The organism is Variovorax trehalosi, assembly GCF_051216415.1.
GTDB lineage: Bacteria > Pseudomonadota > Gammaproteobacteria > Burkholderiales > Burkholderiaceae_C > Variovorax.
In genome coordinates this window covers 62,847-78,398 of the sequence record NZ_JBPJZG010000009.1, presented here as the reverse complement: position 1 = coordinate 78,398, position 15,552 = coordinate 62,847, and the positions used below count along the sequence as shown (strand labels likewise).

General features: G+C 67.3%; 13 protein-coding genes and 1 riboswitch. Of the genes, 2 read left to right on the top strand and 11 right to left on the bottom strand.

The window, feature by feature from the left end; genetic code table 11:
* Window positions 1-6: 6 nt before the first annotated feature.
* From ACSFA7_RS28235 to ACSFA7_RS28220, 4 genes are read right to left on the bottom strand one after another with little or no spacing between them, the layout of a single operon-like run.
* On the bottom strand, window positions 7-801 hold the full coding sequence (locus ACSFA7_RS28235; RefSeq protein WP_435502419.1) for an enoyl-CoA hydratase/isomerase family protein: 795 nt from the start codon (window positions 799-801) through the stop codon (window positions 7-9).
* A 13-nt stretch (window positions 802-814) separates the two neighbouring features.
* Entirely contained in the window at window positions 815-2,443 is a 1,629-nt protein-coding gene (locus tag ACSFA7_RS28230) for a carboxyl transferase domain-containing protein (protein WP_435502418.1), read from the bottom strand.
* Entirely contained in the window at window positions 2,440-4,113 is a 1,674-nt protein-coding gene (locus tag ACSFA7_RS28225) for an AMP-binding protein (protein WP_435502417.1), read from the bottom strand. The genes ACSFA7_RS28230 and ACSFA7_RS28225 overlap by 4 nt, the downstream gene beginning before the upstream one ends.
* A 14-nt stretch (window positions 4,114-4,127) precedes the next feature.
* Window positions 4,128-5,300 (bottom strand): isovaleryl-CoA dehydrogenase, encoded by a 1,173-nt coding sequence (locus ACSFA7_RS28220; RefSeq protein ID WP_435502416.1) that lies wholly within the window; start codon window positions 5,298-5,300, stop codon window positions 4,128-4,130.
* Window positions 5,301-5,440: 140 nt separating this feature from the next.
* Here ACSFA7_RS28220 and ACSFA7_RS28215 point away from each other — a divergent pair, with 140 nt between their 5' ends.
* Window positions 5,441-6,472, top strand: a complete 1,032-nt coding sequence (locus tag ACSFA7_RS28215; protein WP_435502415.1) for an AraC family transcriptional regulator — start codon at window positions 5,441-5,443, stop codon at window positions 6,470-6,472.
* 30 nt (window positions 6,473-6,502) lie between these two features.
* Here ACSFA7_RS28215 and ACSFA7_RS28210 read toward each other — a convergent pair whose 3' ends face one another.
* The 6 genes from ACSFA7_RS28210 to ACSFA7_RS28185 form a co-directional block, all read right to left on the bottom strand.
* Window positions 6,503-6,955, bottom strand: coding sequence for a hypothetical protein (locus ACSFA7_RS28210; protein WP_435502414.1), 453 nt, complete (start codon window positions 6,953-6,955; stop codon window positions 6,503-6,505).
* A 1-nt stretch (window position 6,956) separates the two neighbouring features.
* Window positions 6,957-7,289, bottom strand: a complete 333-nt coding sequence (locus ACSFA7_RS28205) for a thioredoxin family protein (RefSeq protein WP_435502413.1) — start codon at window positions 7,287-7,289, stop codon at window positions 6,957-6,959.
* Window positions 7,290-7,340: 51 nt separating this feature from the next.
* Window positions 7,341-8,033, bottom strand: coding sequence for an HAD family hydrolase (locus ACSFA7_RS28200; protein WP_435502412.1), 693 nt, complete (start codon window positions 8,031-8,033; stop codon window positions 7,341-7,343).
* 646 nt (window positions 8,034-8,679) lie between these two features.
* Entirely contained in the window at window positions 8,680-10,566 is a 1,887-nt protein-coding gene (gene thiC / locus ACSFA7_RS28195) for a phosphomethylpyrimidine synthase ThiC (RefSeq protein WP_435502411.1), read from the bottom strand.
* An 85-nt stretch (window positions 10,567-10,651) separates the two neighbouring features.
* Window positions 10,652-10,757, bottom strand: a riboswitch (TPP riboswitch).
* A gap of 34 nt (window positions 10,758-10,791) precedes the next feature.
* Window positions 10,792-11,226, bottom strand: a complete 435-nt coding sequence (locus tag ACSFA7_RS28190; RefSeq protein WP_435502410.1) for a YchJ family protein — start codon at window positions 11,224-11,226, stop codon at window positions 10,792-10,794.
* A 65-nt stretch (window positions 11,227-11,291) separates the two neighbouring features.
* The gene (locus ACSFA7_RS28185) at window positions 11,292-13,100 is read right to left on the bottom strand and encodes a sensor histidine kinase (RefSeq protein ID WP_435502409.1); all 1,809 of its coding nucleotides are present in this window, start codon (window positions 13,098-13,100) and stop codon (window positions 11,292-11,294) included.
* Window positions 13,101-13,212: 112 nt separating this feature from the next.
* On the opposite strand from ACSFA7_RS28185, the gene ACSFA7_RS28180 reads away from it, so the two are divergent.
* A complete protein-coding gene (locus tag ACSFA7_RS28180; protein ID WP_435502408.1) occupies window positions 13,213-13,950 on the top strand; it encodes a helix-turn-helix transcriptional regulator in 738 nt (245 codons plus the stop codon).
* Between the two features lie 14 nt (window positions 13,951-13,964).
* Here ACSFA7_RS28180 and iaaH read toward each other — a convergent pair whose 3' ends face one another.
* Entirely contained in the window at window positions 13,965-15,473 is a 1,509-nt protein-coding gene (iaaH, locus tag ACSFA7_RS28175; RefSeq protein WP_435502407.1) for an indoleacetamide hydrolase, read from the bottom strand.
* Window positions 15,474-15,552: the final 79 nt, after the last annotated feature.

Sequence of the window (15,552 nt, the reverse complement as noted above, 5' to 3'; positions counted from 1 at the left end):
TGTCGGTCAGCCTGCCAGCCAGCCCGGCTTGCGCTTCTGCAGGAAGGCCTGCACGCCCTCGCGGCCTTCGTCGCTTGCCCGGATGTCGGCGATGCCTTCGACGGTCTTGGCGATGAGCGCGTCGTCGATCTCGCGGCCGTCCACGTCGGCGATCAGCTGCTTGCAGGCGCGCACGGCGGCCGGGCTCGCGCCGGTCAGCGCCTTCAGGAGTTCGTCGACCTTGGCGTCGAGCGCATCGGCGGCCACCACTTCGTGCACGAAGCCGATGCGGTGCGCCTCGGCGGCGGTGAAGCGCTCGGCCGTGAGGAAGTAGCGCTGCGAGGCGCGCGTGCCCATCGCGCGCAGCACGTAGGGGCTGATGGTCGCAGGCACGAGGCCGATCTTCACTTCGCTGAGGCAATACCAGGCGGTGTCCACGCTCACGGCCATGTCGCAGGCCGCGACCAGCCCCATGCCGCCCGCATACACATCGCCCTGCACGCGCGCGATGGTGGGCTTGGGGCATTCGGCGATGGTGCGCAGCATGGCTGCCAACTTGCCCGCGTCGGCGATGTTCTCGTCGCGCGTGTAGTCGGCCATGCGGCGCATCCAGTTGAGGTTCGCGCCGGCGCAGAAGGCGGGGCCGCTCGCGCCGAGCACGATGGCTTTCACCTGCGGCGCGCCGCCGGCTTCGGTGAAGGCCTGCGTCAGCTCGGCGATCACGACGTCGTCGAAGGCGTTGCGGGCGTCGGGCTGGTCGAGCCAGATGCGGGCAACGGTACCTTCGATCGCGAGATTCAGCTTGGTGAAGTTGCTGCTCATGCGGTGCGTCTCCTCACATCCGGAAGATGCCGAACTTGGGCTCGGGGATCGGCGCGTTGCGCGAAGCGGCCAGGCCCAATGCCAGCACACGGCGCGTATCGGCCGGATCGATGATGCCGTCGTCCCACAGCCGCGCAGTGGCGTAGTAGGGGTGGCCCTGGTCTTCGTACTGCTGGCGGATCGGCGCCTTGAAGGCTTCTTCCTCGTCCTTGCTCCAGCTGCCGCCCTTGAGCTCGATGCCGTCGCGCTTGACCGTTGCCAGCACGCTCGCGGCCTGCTCGCCGCCCATCACGCTGATGCGCGCGTTGGGCCACATCCAGAGGAAGCGCGGGCTGTACGCGCGGCCGCACATGCCGTAGTTGCCGGCGCCGAAGCTGCCGCCGATGATGATGGTGAACTTGGGCACGTTGGCGGTGGCCACGGCCGTCACCATCTTGGCGCCGTGGCGCGCGATGCCTTCGTTCTCGTACTTGCGGCCGACCATGAAGCCGGTGATGTTCTGCAAAAACACCAGCGGAATCTTGCGGTGGCAGCACAGCTCGATGAAGTGCGCGCCCTTCTGCGCCGATTCGCTGAACAGGATGCCGTTGTTGGCGATGATGCCGACGGGCATGCCCTCGATCTCGGCGAAGCCGCAGACCAGCGTCGCGCCGAAGCGGGCCTTGAACTCGTGGAACTCGCTGCCGTCGACGATGCGCGCGATGATCTCGCGCACGTCGAAGGGCTTGCGGGTGTCGGTGGGGATCACGCCGTAGAGCTCTTCGCGCGGGAACGCGGGTGCATTCACTGCCGGGTGTGCGGCTGGCTGTTGAGCCGCTGCCTTGCCATTGAGATTCGCCACCGCTGAACGCGCGAGCGCCAGCGCATGCAGGTCGTTCTGCGCGAGGTGATCGACCACGCCCGAGAGCCGCGTGTGCACGTCGCCGCCGCCAAGGTCTTCGGCCGTCACGACCTCACCGGTGGCAGCCTTCACGAGCGGTGGGCCGCCCAGGAAGATGGTGCCCTGGTTCTTCACGATGATCGATTCGTCGCTCATCGCCGGCACGTACGCGCCGCCCGCCGTGCACGATCCCATGACCACCGCGATCTGCGGGAGGCCCTGGGCGCTCATGTTGGCCTGGTTGTAGAAGATGCGGCCGAAGTGGTCGCGGTCGGGAAACACCTCGTCCTGGTTCGGCAGGTTGGCGCCGCCCGAGTCGACGAGGTAGATGCAGGGAAGACGGTTCTGTTCGGCGACTTCCTGCGCGCGCAGATGCTTCTTCACCGTCATCGGGTAGTAGGTGCCGCCCTTCACCGTCGCGTCGTTGCAGACGATCATGCAGTCCACACCGTTCACGCGGCCGATGCCGGTGATGATGCCGGCGCCGGGTGCCGATTCGGCCCCCTTGGCATCGAGGTACATCGCATGCGCGGCCAGCGGCGCGATCTCCAGGAACGGCGTGCCCGGGTCGAGCAGCTCGGCCACGCGTTCGCGCGGCAGCAGCTTGCCGCGCGCGGTGTGCTTGGCACGCGCGGCCTCGCCGCCGCCCTGTTCCACTTTCGCGAACTGCGCGTGCAGGTCATCGACCAGTGCGCGCATCGCGGCAGCGTTGGCCTGGAAGTCTGCAGAGCGGGCGTTGAGTTTGGTTTCGAGTTTGCTCATGCTGTCTTTTCTTGCGTGAGACCGAGCTGCTCGGTCATGGCATCGCGAATCTTGAATTTCTGGATCTTCCCGGTCACCGTCATCGGAAACTCGGTGACGAACTGGATGTACTTGGGCACCTTGTAGTGCGCGATCTGGCCCTTGCAGAAGTCGCGGATCTCGGCGTCGGTGGCGCTCTGGCCGGGCTTGACGATGATCCAGGCGCACAGCTCTTCGCCGTACTTCTTGTCGGGCAGGCCGACCACCTGCACGTCCTGCACCTTCGGGTGGCGGTACAAGAATTCTTCGATCTCGCGCGGGTAGATGTTCTCGCCGCCGCGGATCACCAGGTCCTTGATGCGGCCGACGATGTTCACGTAGCCCTCGGCGTCCATCGTGGCGAGGTCGCCCGTGTGCATCCAGTGCTCTGCGTCGATGGCTTCGCGCGTCTTCGGCTCGTCTTCCCAGTAGCCGTGCATCACCGAGTAGCCGCGGGTGCAGAGTTCGCCCGACTTGCCCACGGGCATGACGGCGCCGGTCTCCGGATCGATGATCTTCACCTCCAGGTGCGGCTGCACCGTCCCGACGGTGGACACGCGCTTGTCCAGCGGCGTGTCGGTGCTGCTCTGGCAGCTCACCGGGCTGGTCTCGGTCATGCCGTAGGCGATGGTGATTTCGTCCAGGTGCATCTCGCTCACCACGCGCTTCATCACCTCGATGGGGCACGGCGAGCCGGCCATGATGCCGGTGCGCAGCGTGGAGAGGTCGAACTCCTTGAAGCGCGGATGGTCCAGCTCGGCGATGAACATCGTGGGCACGCCATGCAGGCCGGTGCACTTCTCGGCCTGCACGGTCTCCAGCACCGTGAGCGGATCGAAGCCGTCGTTCGGGTACACGATGGCCGAGCCGTGCGTGAGGCACGCGAGGTTACCCAGCACCATGCCGAAGCAGTGGTACAGCGGCACCGGAATGCACAGCTTGTCGATGGGCGAGAGCTTCATGCACTCGCCGATGAAGAAGCCGTTGTTCAGGATGTTGCGGTGCGTGAGCGTCGCGCCCTTCGGAAAGCCCGTGGTACCGCTGGTGAACTGGATGTTGATCGGGTCGGTGGCCTTCAACGTCTTCTGTATCTGCGCCACGCGCGGGTCATTCGCATCGCCGCTTGCGAGCAGCTGGCTGAAGCGCTGCATGCCCGGCTCTTCCACATCGGCTGCCGCCTTGCCGTCGATCCAGAAGGTGTGCCGCAGTTGCGGCAGGCGCTTGGGGCCCAGCTCGCGCAGCATGCCGAGGTAGTCGCTGGTCTTGAACTGCGCCATCGTCACCAGCACCTTGCAGCCGACCTTGTTGAGCGCGTATTCGAGCTCCGAGGTGCGGTAGGCCGGGTTGATGTTGACGAGGATCAGGCCAACCTTCGCAGTGGCGATCTGCATCAGCACCCAGGGTGCGTTGTTGTGCGACCAGATGCCGACGCGGTCGCCGGGCACGAGGCCCAGGTTCAGCAGCGCGCTCGCGAGGCGGTTGGATTCGGCCTGCAGCTCGCGGTAGGTGAAGCGCTTGCCTTCGTGGCGGCTGATGAGGGCTTCGCGGTCCGGTTGCGCTTCGACCATGTCGTCGAAGAAGTCGCCGATCGTCTGTTCGATCAGCGGGACATCGGTGGCGCCTTGCGCCATGCTTTGGGTCAAGAGCGCCATGGCGATGCGTCCTTTCAAGCCGTTTCGGAGAACAGCTCGCGACCGATCAGCATCCGCCGAATCTCGCTGGTCCCCGCGCCGATCTCGTACAGCTTGGCATCGCGCCACAGCCGCTCGACCGGAAAATCCTTGGTGTAGCCCACGCCGCCCAGCGCCTGGATCGCCTCGCCGGCCATCCACGTCGCCTTCTCGGCCGAATAGAGGATCGCGCCGGCCGCGTCCTTGCGGAAGGTGCGCGCATGGTCGTTGCGGTCGCAGGCCTTGCCCACCGCGTACACGTAGGCGCGCGTGGCCTGCCACGTCGAATACATGTCCGCGAGCTTGCCCTGCATCAGCTGGAACTCGCCGATGCTCTGGCCGAACTGCTTGCGCTCGTGGATGAAGGGCAGCACCGCATCCATGCATGCGGCCATGATGCCCAGCGGGCCGCCCGAGAGCACCGCGCGTTCGTAGTCGAGGCCGCTCATCAGCACCTTCGCGCCCATGCCCTCGCCGCCGAGCACGTTCTCTTCGGGCACTTCGCAGTTGTCGAAGAACAGCGGGTAGGTGTTGGAGCCGCGCATGCCGAGCTTGTCGAGCTTGGTGCCTGCCGAGAAGCCCTTGAAGTTCTTCTCGACGATGAAGGCCGTCATGCCGCGCGCGCCCATCTCGGGTTCGGTCTTGGCGTAGATGACCAGCGTGTCGGCGTCGCCGCCGTTGGTGATCCACATCTTGCCGCCGTTGAGCACGTAGTAGCCGTTCTTCTTCTCGGCCTTGAGCTTCATGCTCACCACGTCGGAGCCGGCGTTGGGCTCGCTCATGGCCAGCGCGCCGACGTGCTCACCGCTCACCAGCTTGGGCAGGTATTTCTTCTTCTGCGCGTCGCTGCCGTTGCGGTGGATCTGGTTCACGCACAGGTTGGAGTGCGCGCCGTACGACAGGCCCACCGAGGCCGAGGCGCGCGAGACTTCTTCCATGGCCACGATGTGCGCCAGGTAGCCCAGCTCGGTGCCGCCGAACTCTTCCTTCACCGTCATGCCGTGCAGGCCGAGCTCGCCCAGCTTCTGCCAGAGGTCGTGCGGGAACAGGTTGTCGCGGTCGATGTCGGCGGCGCGGGGGGCGATTTCGTTGGCGGCGAAGTCCTGGATGGCGCTGCGCAGCGAGTCGATGTCCTCGCCCAGGTCGAAGTTCAGGCCGGGATCGTGCATGTGTCTTGTCTCCTCTGAGGGGTCGGCGCGCAGGGCAGCCCACGCGGAATGGCGCTTGGAAGAAACGCAGCTTACGCCTCGCCGCGCCGCAATTGGCGCCACAATGGTTGCAAATTGCGCCACGACTTTCCTCCCCGACCATGACATCGCCCGCCTTCCTGAAGCCCGCCCGCGCCGTCACACCCATGGCCTTCGTGAGAGCCATCGTGAAGGGCTACGAGCGCTACGGAAAGGACCCGGCCGAGGCCCTGAAGGCGGCACAGATCACGCCGCGCGAACTGGCCCGGCCGGGCGCGCGGGTGACGGCGGCGCAGTTCGAGGCGCTGTCGGAACACGCCATGCAGGAGCTCGACGACGAAGCCCTCGGCTGGTTCTCGCGGCGCCTGCCCTGGGGCAGCTACGGCATGCTGTGCCGCGCCTCGCTGACCTCGCCCGACCTGGGCGTGGCCATCAAGCGGTGGTGCCGCCACCACCGGCTGCTGACCGAAGACATCGGTCTCGCGCTCGAAGTGGCGGGCGGCGTGGCCACGCTGCGCATCACCGAGAACCGCCCGCTGGACGAGGCCTTCCGCGAGTTCTGCCTGGTGACCAGCCTGCGCTTCATGCATGGCTACATGTGCTGGGCCATCGATTCGCGCATCTCGCTGCGAAACGCCACCTTTCCGTTTGCTGCGCCGCCGCACCGCGACGCCTACGCGCCGATGTTCACGCCCGAAGTGCGCTTCGACGCGGCACAGGCCTCCTTGAGCTTCGACGAACGCTACCTCGCCCTGCCGCTGCAGCGCGACGAGCGCGCGCTGCGCACCATGCTCAAGCGCGCGCTGCCGCTCACGATCCTGCAGTACCGCCGCGACCGCCTGCTGGGCCAGCGCGTGCGCGAGCTGCTGCGCTCACGCGCTGCGGAGGCCACCACCGCCGAAGCGCTGGCGGGTCTGCTCAACGTGTCGAGCCGCACGCTGCACCGGCAGTTGCACGAAGAAGGCACCTCGCTGCAGACGCTGAAGAACGAGGTGCGCCACGAGCTCGCCGTGGAACTGCTGCGCCGCACCAACCGCCCGATCAAGCAGGTGGCGCTGGCAGTGGGCTTTCGCAACGAGAAGAGTTTTTCGCGCGCGTTCCTGCAGTGGACCGGGTACGCACCCAGGGATTTCCGGCAGCAAGGACCGCCATGAATGGCTGGTCCGTGCTGCTCGGGGCGGCCGTCAGGCGGGCGTTGAGGTCAACATCCGAAACTGCACGATTTGCCACTCGAACTCTTCCGCGAAGGCGTCGGGGTCCTTGAGCGCATAGGCACCGTAGGCGTAGACCGTGGCATACGCCGCGTAGTCGGCCGCTTCGAGCGCCTGTCCGGCCAGCGCCCTGGAGACCGCGTAGGTGGCGGACACGGCTGCATGCGCCGTCCCGTCGATGGAGGCCGAGCCCGGATGGCTGCCGGCCGCTGCGGCCGCACGCTGCCGCGCCGAAGCCAATGCAGCCGCATCGCACCGGCCTTCGAGGAAGGCGCCGAGGGTGTCCAGGCAATCGATGGCCTCGGGCGATTCGAGCAGGTGCCGCACGCGCTGCACGCACGCGAAGCCAAAGCGCAGCCGCAGCAGCGAATGGGCTTCGGCATCGAGATCGACCGCCTTGGCGAGGCGCCGGAGTTCGGTGTTCACTTCAGGCGGACGGCGCCGCGGCAATCAACGCCAGCGCATCGGCGATGGACTGGCTGTCTTCAGGCCGCACCAGCTTCGCGACTTCCTTCCCGTCGCGCATGAACACCAGCGTGGGCCAGAGCCGCACGTTGAACGATCGGCCCAGCGGGCGGCCGCTGCCATCCTCGACCTTGATGCGCGGGATGTCGGGGTACTTGGCGAACGCCTCGGCGATGTTCGGTTGCGCGGCCTTGCAGATGCCGCACCAGTTGGTGCCGAACTCGACCACGGCGGGGCCGGTGCGTGCGTCGATCTCGGCGCGGTCGGGTTGTTCTGTCTTGTATTCGGAGGTCATGGGCTGTTGTTCCTGTGGCTCGGAATGGATGCTCTTCATTCCACCAGAAACTCAGGCCGCCTGCAGCCGATAACCAGAAAGCAGCGCGGGCAGTTCGGTCATGTCGCTGAACACCTTCGCCACGCCCACGCTCAGCAGCGGACCGGGGCCGCTGTGGCCCGATTCGCCCGTGCTGTAGCCGAACACCGTCGCACCCGCGGCCACGCCGGCCATCGCACCGGTGACCGTGTCCTCGACGACGGCGCAGCGCCTGGGGTCGACGCCCAGCGCTTCGGCGGCGGCGAGGTACACGTCCGGATGTGGTTTGGAGCGCGGCATTTCGTGGCCGCTGAAGATGCGCCCTTCGAAGCAGTCGAGCAGGCCGACCTTGGCCAGTTGCAGCTCGACCTTGTGGCGGTCGGCGCCCGAGGCGCAGGCGATGCGGCCCTTGAGCAGGGTGTGGATCTGGCGGATGGCTGCGGGGGCATGGGGGATCGCGGTGAGGTCGCGTTCGAGTGCCTCGTTGCGGCGGGCCCTGAAGGTCTTCAGCCACTCGGGGGTAATGGCGAAACCGGTCTTCGATTCGATGAGGGCCGCTTCGTCCTTCACGGCCTTGCCGGTGAAGGTGTTCATCGACTCTTCGGTGGTGATGTGCCAGCCGAGTTCGCCGAGCATTTCGGCGAGGACGCGGTTGGTGATGGGTTCGGAGTCGACCAGGACGCCGTCGCAGTCGAAGAGGACTGCGGCGAAGGGGAATGGGGTCATTGGGGTTTCTTCGTCTGATGGGCTTGGGACGATGGTAGCAATTGGGGTTTTCTTTTTCCCGGGGCCGGGTCTCGGCCCGGCGGCCGACTCACTTTCTTTTGCTTCGCCAAAAGAAAGTAAGCAAAGAAAAGGCGACCCTGCTGTCTGCGTCCCTCCGCTTCGCTGCGGGCAACCTGCGGTGCTCGACTACGGCGGGGGTCCGCAGAACTCGCTTCGCTCAAACAGCTGCGGCCCTGATCCCGCCTACGTCTGCGCTCCTCGGCGCAGCCAGAAGGGCTTGGAGACAGGGCACGCCTTCGCTGCGCTCGGCGTGCAAGCAATACCAACAGCCAATCCAAGGCGGACACGCGAAGCGTGTCCGCCCTTCGGGCCGAGCGAAGCAATGGCCCGGGTTATCTCCAACCCCCTCTGGCTGCGCCGAGGAGCGCAGCGTTTCGCGGATCAGGGCTCGCAGCTGTCTGAGCGAAGCGAGTTCTGCGAGACCCCGCGAAACGCGAGCACCGCAGGTTGCCCGTAGCGCAGCGAAGGGTCGCAGACAGTGGGGTCGCCTTTCTTTTGCCTACTTTTCTTTGGCGAAGCAAAGAAAAGTAGGTCGCCCGCCGGGGCGAGTCCCGGCCTCGGGAAGCAACCTCACCAACACAGTCAACTAGGACACAGCCCGAATAGGTATGTAGATCTCCCCACCCCCAGCCATGAACTCCTTCGACTTCTCCTCCATCCCCTCAGCCACAGCCTCGGCCTCCGCAACCCCCTTCTTCGCCGCGTACTCCCGCACCTCCTGAGTAATCTTCATAGAGCAGAACTTCGGCCCGCACATCGAGCAGAAATGCGCCACCTTGCTCGAATCCTTCGGCAACGTCTCGTCATGGAATTCACGCGCCGTGTCCGGATCGAGGCCGAGGTTGAACTGATCCTGCCACCGAAACTCGAACCGCGCCTTGCTCAGCGCATCGTCCCGCGACCGCGCCCCCGGATGCCCCTTCGCAACGTCCGCAGCATGCGCCGCGATCTTGTAAGCAATGATCCCTTGCTTCACGTCATCGCGATCGGGCAGCCCGAGGTGTTCCTTGGGCGTCACGTAGCAAAGCATCGCCGTGCCGGCCCACCCGATCATCGCGGCCCCGATGGCACTGGAGATGTGGTCGTACCCCGGCGCAATGTCAATGGTCAGCGGCCCCAGCGTGTAGAACGGCGCCTCGTGGCAGTGCTTCAACTGCTCGTCCATGTTCGCCTGGATCATGTGCATCGGCACGTGCCCCGGCCCTTCGATCATGGTCTGCACGTCGTGCTTCCACGCGATCTTGGTGAGCTCGCCCAGCGTGCGCAGCTCGGCGAACTGCGCCTCGTCGTTGGCATCGGCGCCCGAGCCCGGACGCAGGCCATCGCCCAGCGAAAAGCTCACGTCGTACGCCTTCATGATGTCGCAGATGTCCTCGAAGCGCTCATAAAGAAAGCTCTCCTTGTGGTGCGCGATGCACCACTTGGCCATGATCGAGCCGCCGCGCGAGACGATGCCCGTCATGCGATCGGCCGTGAGGTGAATGAACGGCAGCCGCACGCCGGCGTGGATGGTGAAGTAGTCGATGCCCTGCTCGGCCTGCTCGATCAGCGTGTCGCGGAAGATCTCCCAGGTCAGGTCTTCGGCCACGCCGCCCACCTTCTCCAGCGCTTGATAAATCGGCACGGTGCCGATGGGCACCGGCGAGTTCCGCACGATCCAGTCGCGGGTGGTGTGGATGTTCTTGCCGGTCGACAGGTCCATCACGTTGTCGGCGCCCCAGCGGATCGCCCACACGAGTTTTTCGACCTCTTCCTCGATGCTCGAGGTGACGGCCGAGTTGCCGATGTTGGCGTTGATCTTCACCTTGAAGTTGCGGCCGATGGCCATCGGCTCCACTTCGGGGTGGTTGATGTTGGCCGGAATGATCGCGCGGCCGCGGGCCACTTCATCGCGCACGAACTCGGGCGTGATGATGCGCGGAATGCTCGCGCCCATCGGGTTGCCGGCCACGCGCTTCGCACGCTCCTCGTTGGCAAGGTATTCGGCCATCCATTCGCGCTTGCCGTTCTCACGCAGGGCCACGTACTCCATCTCGGGCGTGACGATGCCGCGGCGTGCATAGTGCATCTGCGTGACGTTGGCGCCCGACTTCGCGCGGCGCGGCGTGCGCTGCAGCGCCGAGGCGCCAGCGCGCAGTTCCGCGAGGCGCTGTGCATCGTGGTCGTGCGCGTGCTTCAGGCCCTCGTCGAGCGCCTGGTGCGAGCGGCCTTCATAGCTTTCGGTGTCGTTGCGCTCGGCGATCCACGCATCGCGCACGCTCGGCAGGCCGCGGCGCACGTCGATGTCGACCTTGGCATCGGTGTACGGACCCGAGGTGTCGTAGAGCGAGACGGTCTCGCCGTTGGTCAGCAGCACGTCGCGCACCGGCACGTTCAGATCGGGCCGGCTGCCCGGGATCAGGCACTTGTGGGACGCGGGAAAGGGCTCGCGCGTGAGCGAGAGCAAAGAGGTGAACTTGTCGGGGGCATTCATCGGGGCACTCCTTGTTGAGGGAAAGGGTGCTCCGCAATCGCTCGGTGGACTTGGGGCCGTCACGGAAAGTGGGGACGGGACCTCGGTCAGGGAGTGCAGCTCTTCTTACGCCGGTATGACCCGGATCAAGTTCGCGGGTCGGCAGCTTTGCCATCTCAGCACACCACATGTGTGCACCCCGGAGCGGGGCCGATTGTGCGAGCCCCGGCCCGGCGCGTCAACCCGTCAGGCGAGCGGCTGCTGCAGATCGCCGTCGAGGTAGTACCAGCGCTCGTTCTCGCGCACGAAGCGGCTGCGCTCGTGCAGGCGGGTGGCGGCACCGGTGGCGGCGCTGCGCTGGCGCGCGACGAACTCGACCTCTGCGTGGTCCGCGTCGAGCACCGAGCGCGAGCGGATGTCCAGGCCCAGCCACTTGACGCCCGGCTCGAACTCGATCGATGCCGGCCGCTTCGACAGATGCCAGGTGGCCAGCAGGTACTCGGCGCGTTCCAGCACAAAGGCCGAATAGCGCGAGCGCATCAGCGATTCGGCGTCGGGGGCGGGCGTGTTCTCGAAATCGTCGAGATAGCGGCCACAGCACAGGGCGTAGCCGATGGGCTTGTCGCGGCGGTCGGTGCGGCCGCAGGGGCAAGGTCCGGTGGTGGGATCGATGGCGCTCATGAAGACCGCTATTGGAACACCTCGCGGCGATCCCTCCGATGGGGCAACCCCGGAGCCGGGTGAAGCTAGCCGACGCGGCTCGCAGCGATCGCGTCCTGCAGCGCCCGCGCATCGGCCGGCTTGTAGATCAGCGCATAGCCCGCGCGCTCGACTTCCACCCGGTTGGCATGGGCGGTTTCGCCGGTCAGGATGACCACGTTGCGCGCCTTGCCGACCGCCTGCAGCGCCTGTGCGGCCGCCAGCCCCGAGAGGCCGCTGCCCAGCCGCAGGTCGCTCAGCATCAGGTCGAACACGCCGCCGTGCTGCAGCGCCTCGCGCGGGTTGGCGGCCAGCGCCACCTCGTGGCCCCAGCCCGAGAGCAGCGAGCGCATCGCCTCGCGCACGGGCTGCTCGTCGTCCAGCACCAGGATGCGAATCGCGGCGGTCGCCTGACCGGCTGCCGGCTCGGCCTCCGGCACGGAGGGAGGGGCGATCGCCTCCTCCAGCACCAGCGAAAAGGTGCTGCCCCGGCCGGGCGCGGAGCGCACTTCGATGTGCGAGCCCATCACCCGCGCCATGCCGGCCACCAGCGACAGGCCCAGCCCGAGGCCGCGGCTGCGGTCGCGCCCCGGGTTGTCGACCTGGAAGAACTCTTCGAACACCTGCTCCCGGTGCTGCGCCTCGATGCCCACGCCCGAGTCGCGCACTTCGATGCGCCAGGCCGGCACGCCGTTCGCCGGGCGCTGCACCCGCCGCGCGAGCACGAAAACCGTGCCCGAAGGCGTGTACTTGATGGCGTTGTCGACGAGGTTCCCCAGCACGCGCGCAAGCATGCGCACATCGGCCCGCACCACCGCCTCGGTCGGGCGGATGCGCAGCGCGAGCCCCTTGGCTTCGGCCAGCGCTGCGAAGCGCCCGTCGAGCGACTTGAACAATGCATCCAGACGCAGGGGCTCCAGCCGCACCGGCGCCACGCCGCCGTCGAGTTGCGCGATGTCCAGCAGCGCGTCGATGGAGCCGCGCAGCGCATCGACGCTGTCGCGCATGAAGCGCAGGTTGTCCGCACTGGGCGCGCTGCGCGTGTCGAGTGCATCCACAAAAATCGCCAGTGCGTGCATCGGCTGGCGCAGGTCGTGGTTGGCGGCGGCGAAGATGCGCGCGCGCTGCGCGGCCATTTGCGCCACATGGTCGAGTTGGCGCGACAGGGCCTCGGCCAGGCGCGCGTTCTCGAAGCCGTTCTCGATGGAGCGCACGATCAGCCGGTTCTGCTTGCGCGCATAGTGCAGCGACGCCAGCAACTGCGACACCGCCAGGCAGCCCATGATCACCGGCACGCTGCCCGGCTCCAGCACCAGCCGCAGCGCCAGGCTCAGGAACACCGGCACGCCGAAGCACACCGCGGCCAGCCACCACTGCGCCAGCGCGGCGATGATCACGCCGGTGGTGCCGCTCACGAAGAAGTACATCAAGAGGATGTACGCGAGGTCGCCGTGCGGAAAGAAGAGCCACGGCGCCAGCGCCCACACCAGCCCCGGGAACAGCATGCGCAGCTCCAGCTGGCGACGCGTGCGGGCGGCCGATGCGACATCGATGGCCGCCGGGTCCACGCGGTGCAGGTGGCGGTGCATGTTCCATTGCATCGCGTGCACCAGCACGGCCCACACCAGCGTGCCGCGGTCGCCCGTCAGCACGAGGAACAGCACCCAGAACACCGCCGCCGTGACGGCCGCCGAGAGCGGCGTGTCGCGCGTGTCGACGATGTAGGCGCGCGCGAGGCTCTGGTCGACCAGCGGGTTGGGGTTGGGGGCCTCGACCCAATAGTCGCGCAGCCGCCGCCACGGGGAGGCGGACGGGGGCGTTTCGGGCGAAGGAGAAGGAGTCGGACTCGAAGACATGGCGTGCAGCCCGCGATTCTGCGCGCTCCCCGTGACCGCACCGGGGCATCCACCCTTGGCGCGGCGCTTGCTAAACGTTAGCCTTACATGCGACAACCAGAGCGAGGCGGCGATGTACCTGACAGGCTCCGAACAGCAGGCACTGCGCGGCGTTTTCACGCTGCTGGCGCAAGAGCGCGGTGAAAGCGACATCCGCGAGCGCCTGGGCTGGGCGCTGCTCGACCTGCTGCATGCGGACCAGTTCGCCTCCTTCGTGTGGAACGCCGAGAGCGGCCGCTTCGACGGCCGCGTGGCGCTCAACATGGACCCTGCCAACCTCGACCGCTACGGCGAATGGCACCAGCACCACGACCCGATCACCTTCGTGCTGCAGTCGCACCGCCGCGCCACGCGCGTGACCGACGTGATGCCGCAGCGCGAACTGATGCGCACGGAATTCTTCACCGACTTTCTCTCGCGCGACGGGCTGCACTGGGGAATGAACCTGCATGCCTTCGAGGGCAACCGCGCGCTGGGCGATTTGCGCATCTGGCGGCGCAAGGGGCGCGGCGATTTCGGCGAGCACGAGAAGGCGCTGCTCGACCTGATCGAGCCCGCATTCATCGGCGCGCTGCAGCGTGCACAGCGCACGGCGGCCGCGGTGCCGATGCCTGCCGGAACCACTTCATGGGATGACCTGAGCACACGCGAGCAGGAAGTCGCACGCGCCGTGTGCGAGGGCCTGACCGACAAGGAGATCGCACGCCGCATGGCGGTGAGCGTGCCGACGGTGCGCACCTACCTGCGGCGCATCTTCGACAAGCTCGGCATCGAGCGCCGGTCGGCGCTGGCGGGTCTCGCCCAGCGCTGACGCGCCAGGGTCGCCTACTTCGCCTTGGGCGCGGGCAGGCGGCCCAGCACGCCCTCCACCGCGAGGCCGACGGCGAGCAGCTTGCGGTCGCTGCCGATTGGCCCGTCGAGTTCCAACCCGATGGGCAGCCCGCTGCTCGCACCGAGGCCCGAGGGCAACTGCACACCCGGAATGCCGGCGTTGCTGCCGGGATCGGTGTTCTGGATCAGCGCACCGAAGTTCTCGGGACTGCTGGCTTCGGGCGCAGCCGCCAATGCCACGCGCGGCACCGTCGGGAACACGAGCGCGTCGAGCTTGTTCTTCGCGAAGGTGTCGCGGTAGAGCTTCTGCAATGCGGGGCGCGCGACGCGCATCGCGTTGTCGTAGGCCGGCTTCGCATCGACCACGCCGTTCGGCGCGGGGAGCTTGCGCGGGATCACGAAAGCCTCGAAGGTGCCCTTGACGTCGGGGCTCGCGATGCCGGCCGTGAGCTGCGCGATGTCGATGCCGGTGCGGTACTTCGCGAGGTAGGCGACCATGTCGTCGTGCGCTTCGTACAACGCGAGCGGGAAGCCGATGGCGCCGTTGAGCTCCGTGAGCTTCGGCATCTCCACGTCCACCAGCGTGACGCCCGCGGCGCGCAGCTTGGCGAGCGCGGCATCGGTGGCGGCGCGCGTGTCCGCATCGAGGTTCGCGTAGAAGGCGGGCACCACGCCGAGCCGCACGCGCTTGAGGTCGGCGGGCTTGAGCGGCGCGCCGCCCGCGATCACGCGGTCGAGCAGCGCCACATCGGCCATCGACTGCGCCATCGGCCCTGCCGTGTCGCGGGTGTGCGAGATCGGCGCGATGCCCTGCTGCGAATAGCGTCCCATGCTCGGACGCAGCGATGCGCAGCCATTGAACGCACACGGAATGCGCACCGAGCCCCCCGTGTCGGTGCCCAGCGCCGCCGGCGCCATGCGCGCACCGAGCGCCGCGCCATTGCCCGACGACGATCCGCCCGCGATGCGGCTCGCGTCGTAGGCGTTGCGCACGCCGACATCGGGGCCGGTCTGGAACGCGGGGTTGTAGCCGGTGACGCCGAAGGCCAGTTCGTGCATGTTCGTCTTGCCGAGGATGACGGCGCCGGCCGCGCGCAGCTTCGCGACCACGGGCGCATCGGCGGCGGGCACGAAGCCTTTGAGTGCTGGCGAGCCGGCTGTGGCAGGTAGGCCCTGCACCTGGATGTTGTCCTTGATGACCACCGGCAGGCCGGCCAGCGCCTTGCAGGCGCCGCCGCGCTTTCGCCTCGCATCGGCGGCGCGCGCGGCCTTCAGCGCGCCGGCCTCGTCGAGCGTGACGAAGGCGTTGAGGTTCGCCCTCGCTTTCGCCTGCGCGACGTAGGCCGAGACCAACTGCTCGCTGGTCACCGTGCCGGCGCAGAGTTGCTGCACGGCGTCGCTCGCGGTCAGCGTGGCGATGTCCACGGCGGTGGGCTGCGCCTGTGCGGATGCACCGAGGCACAACAGCGCCGCGGCAAAGGAAACGGGTTTGGAAATGGACATGGCGAAGACCTCCGACAAAGAGATCGCCATGCTGCGCCGCCAGCGCTGCCCTGTCTGTCATCGAAACCGATGACACGGA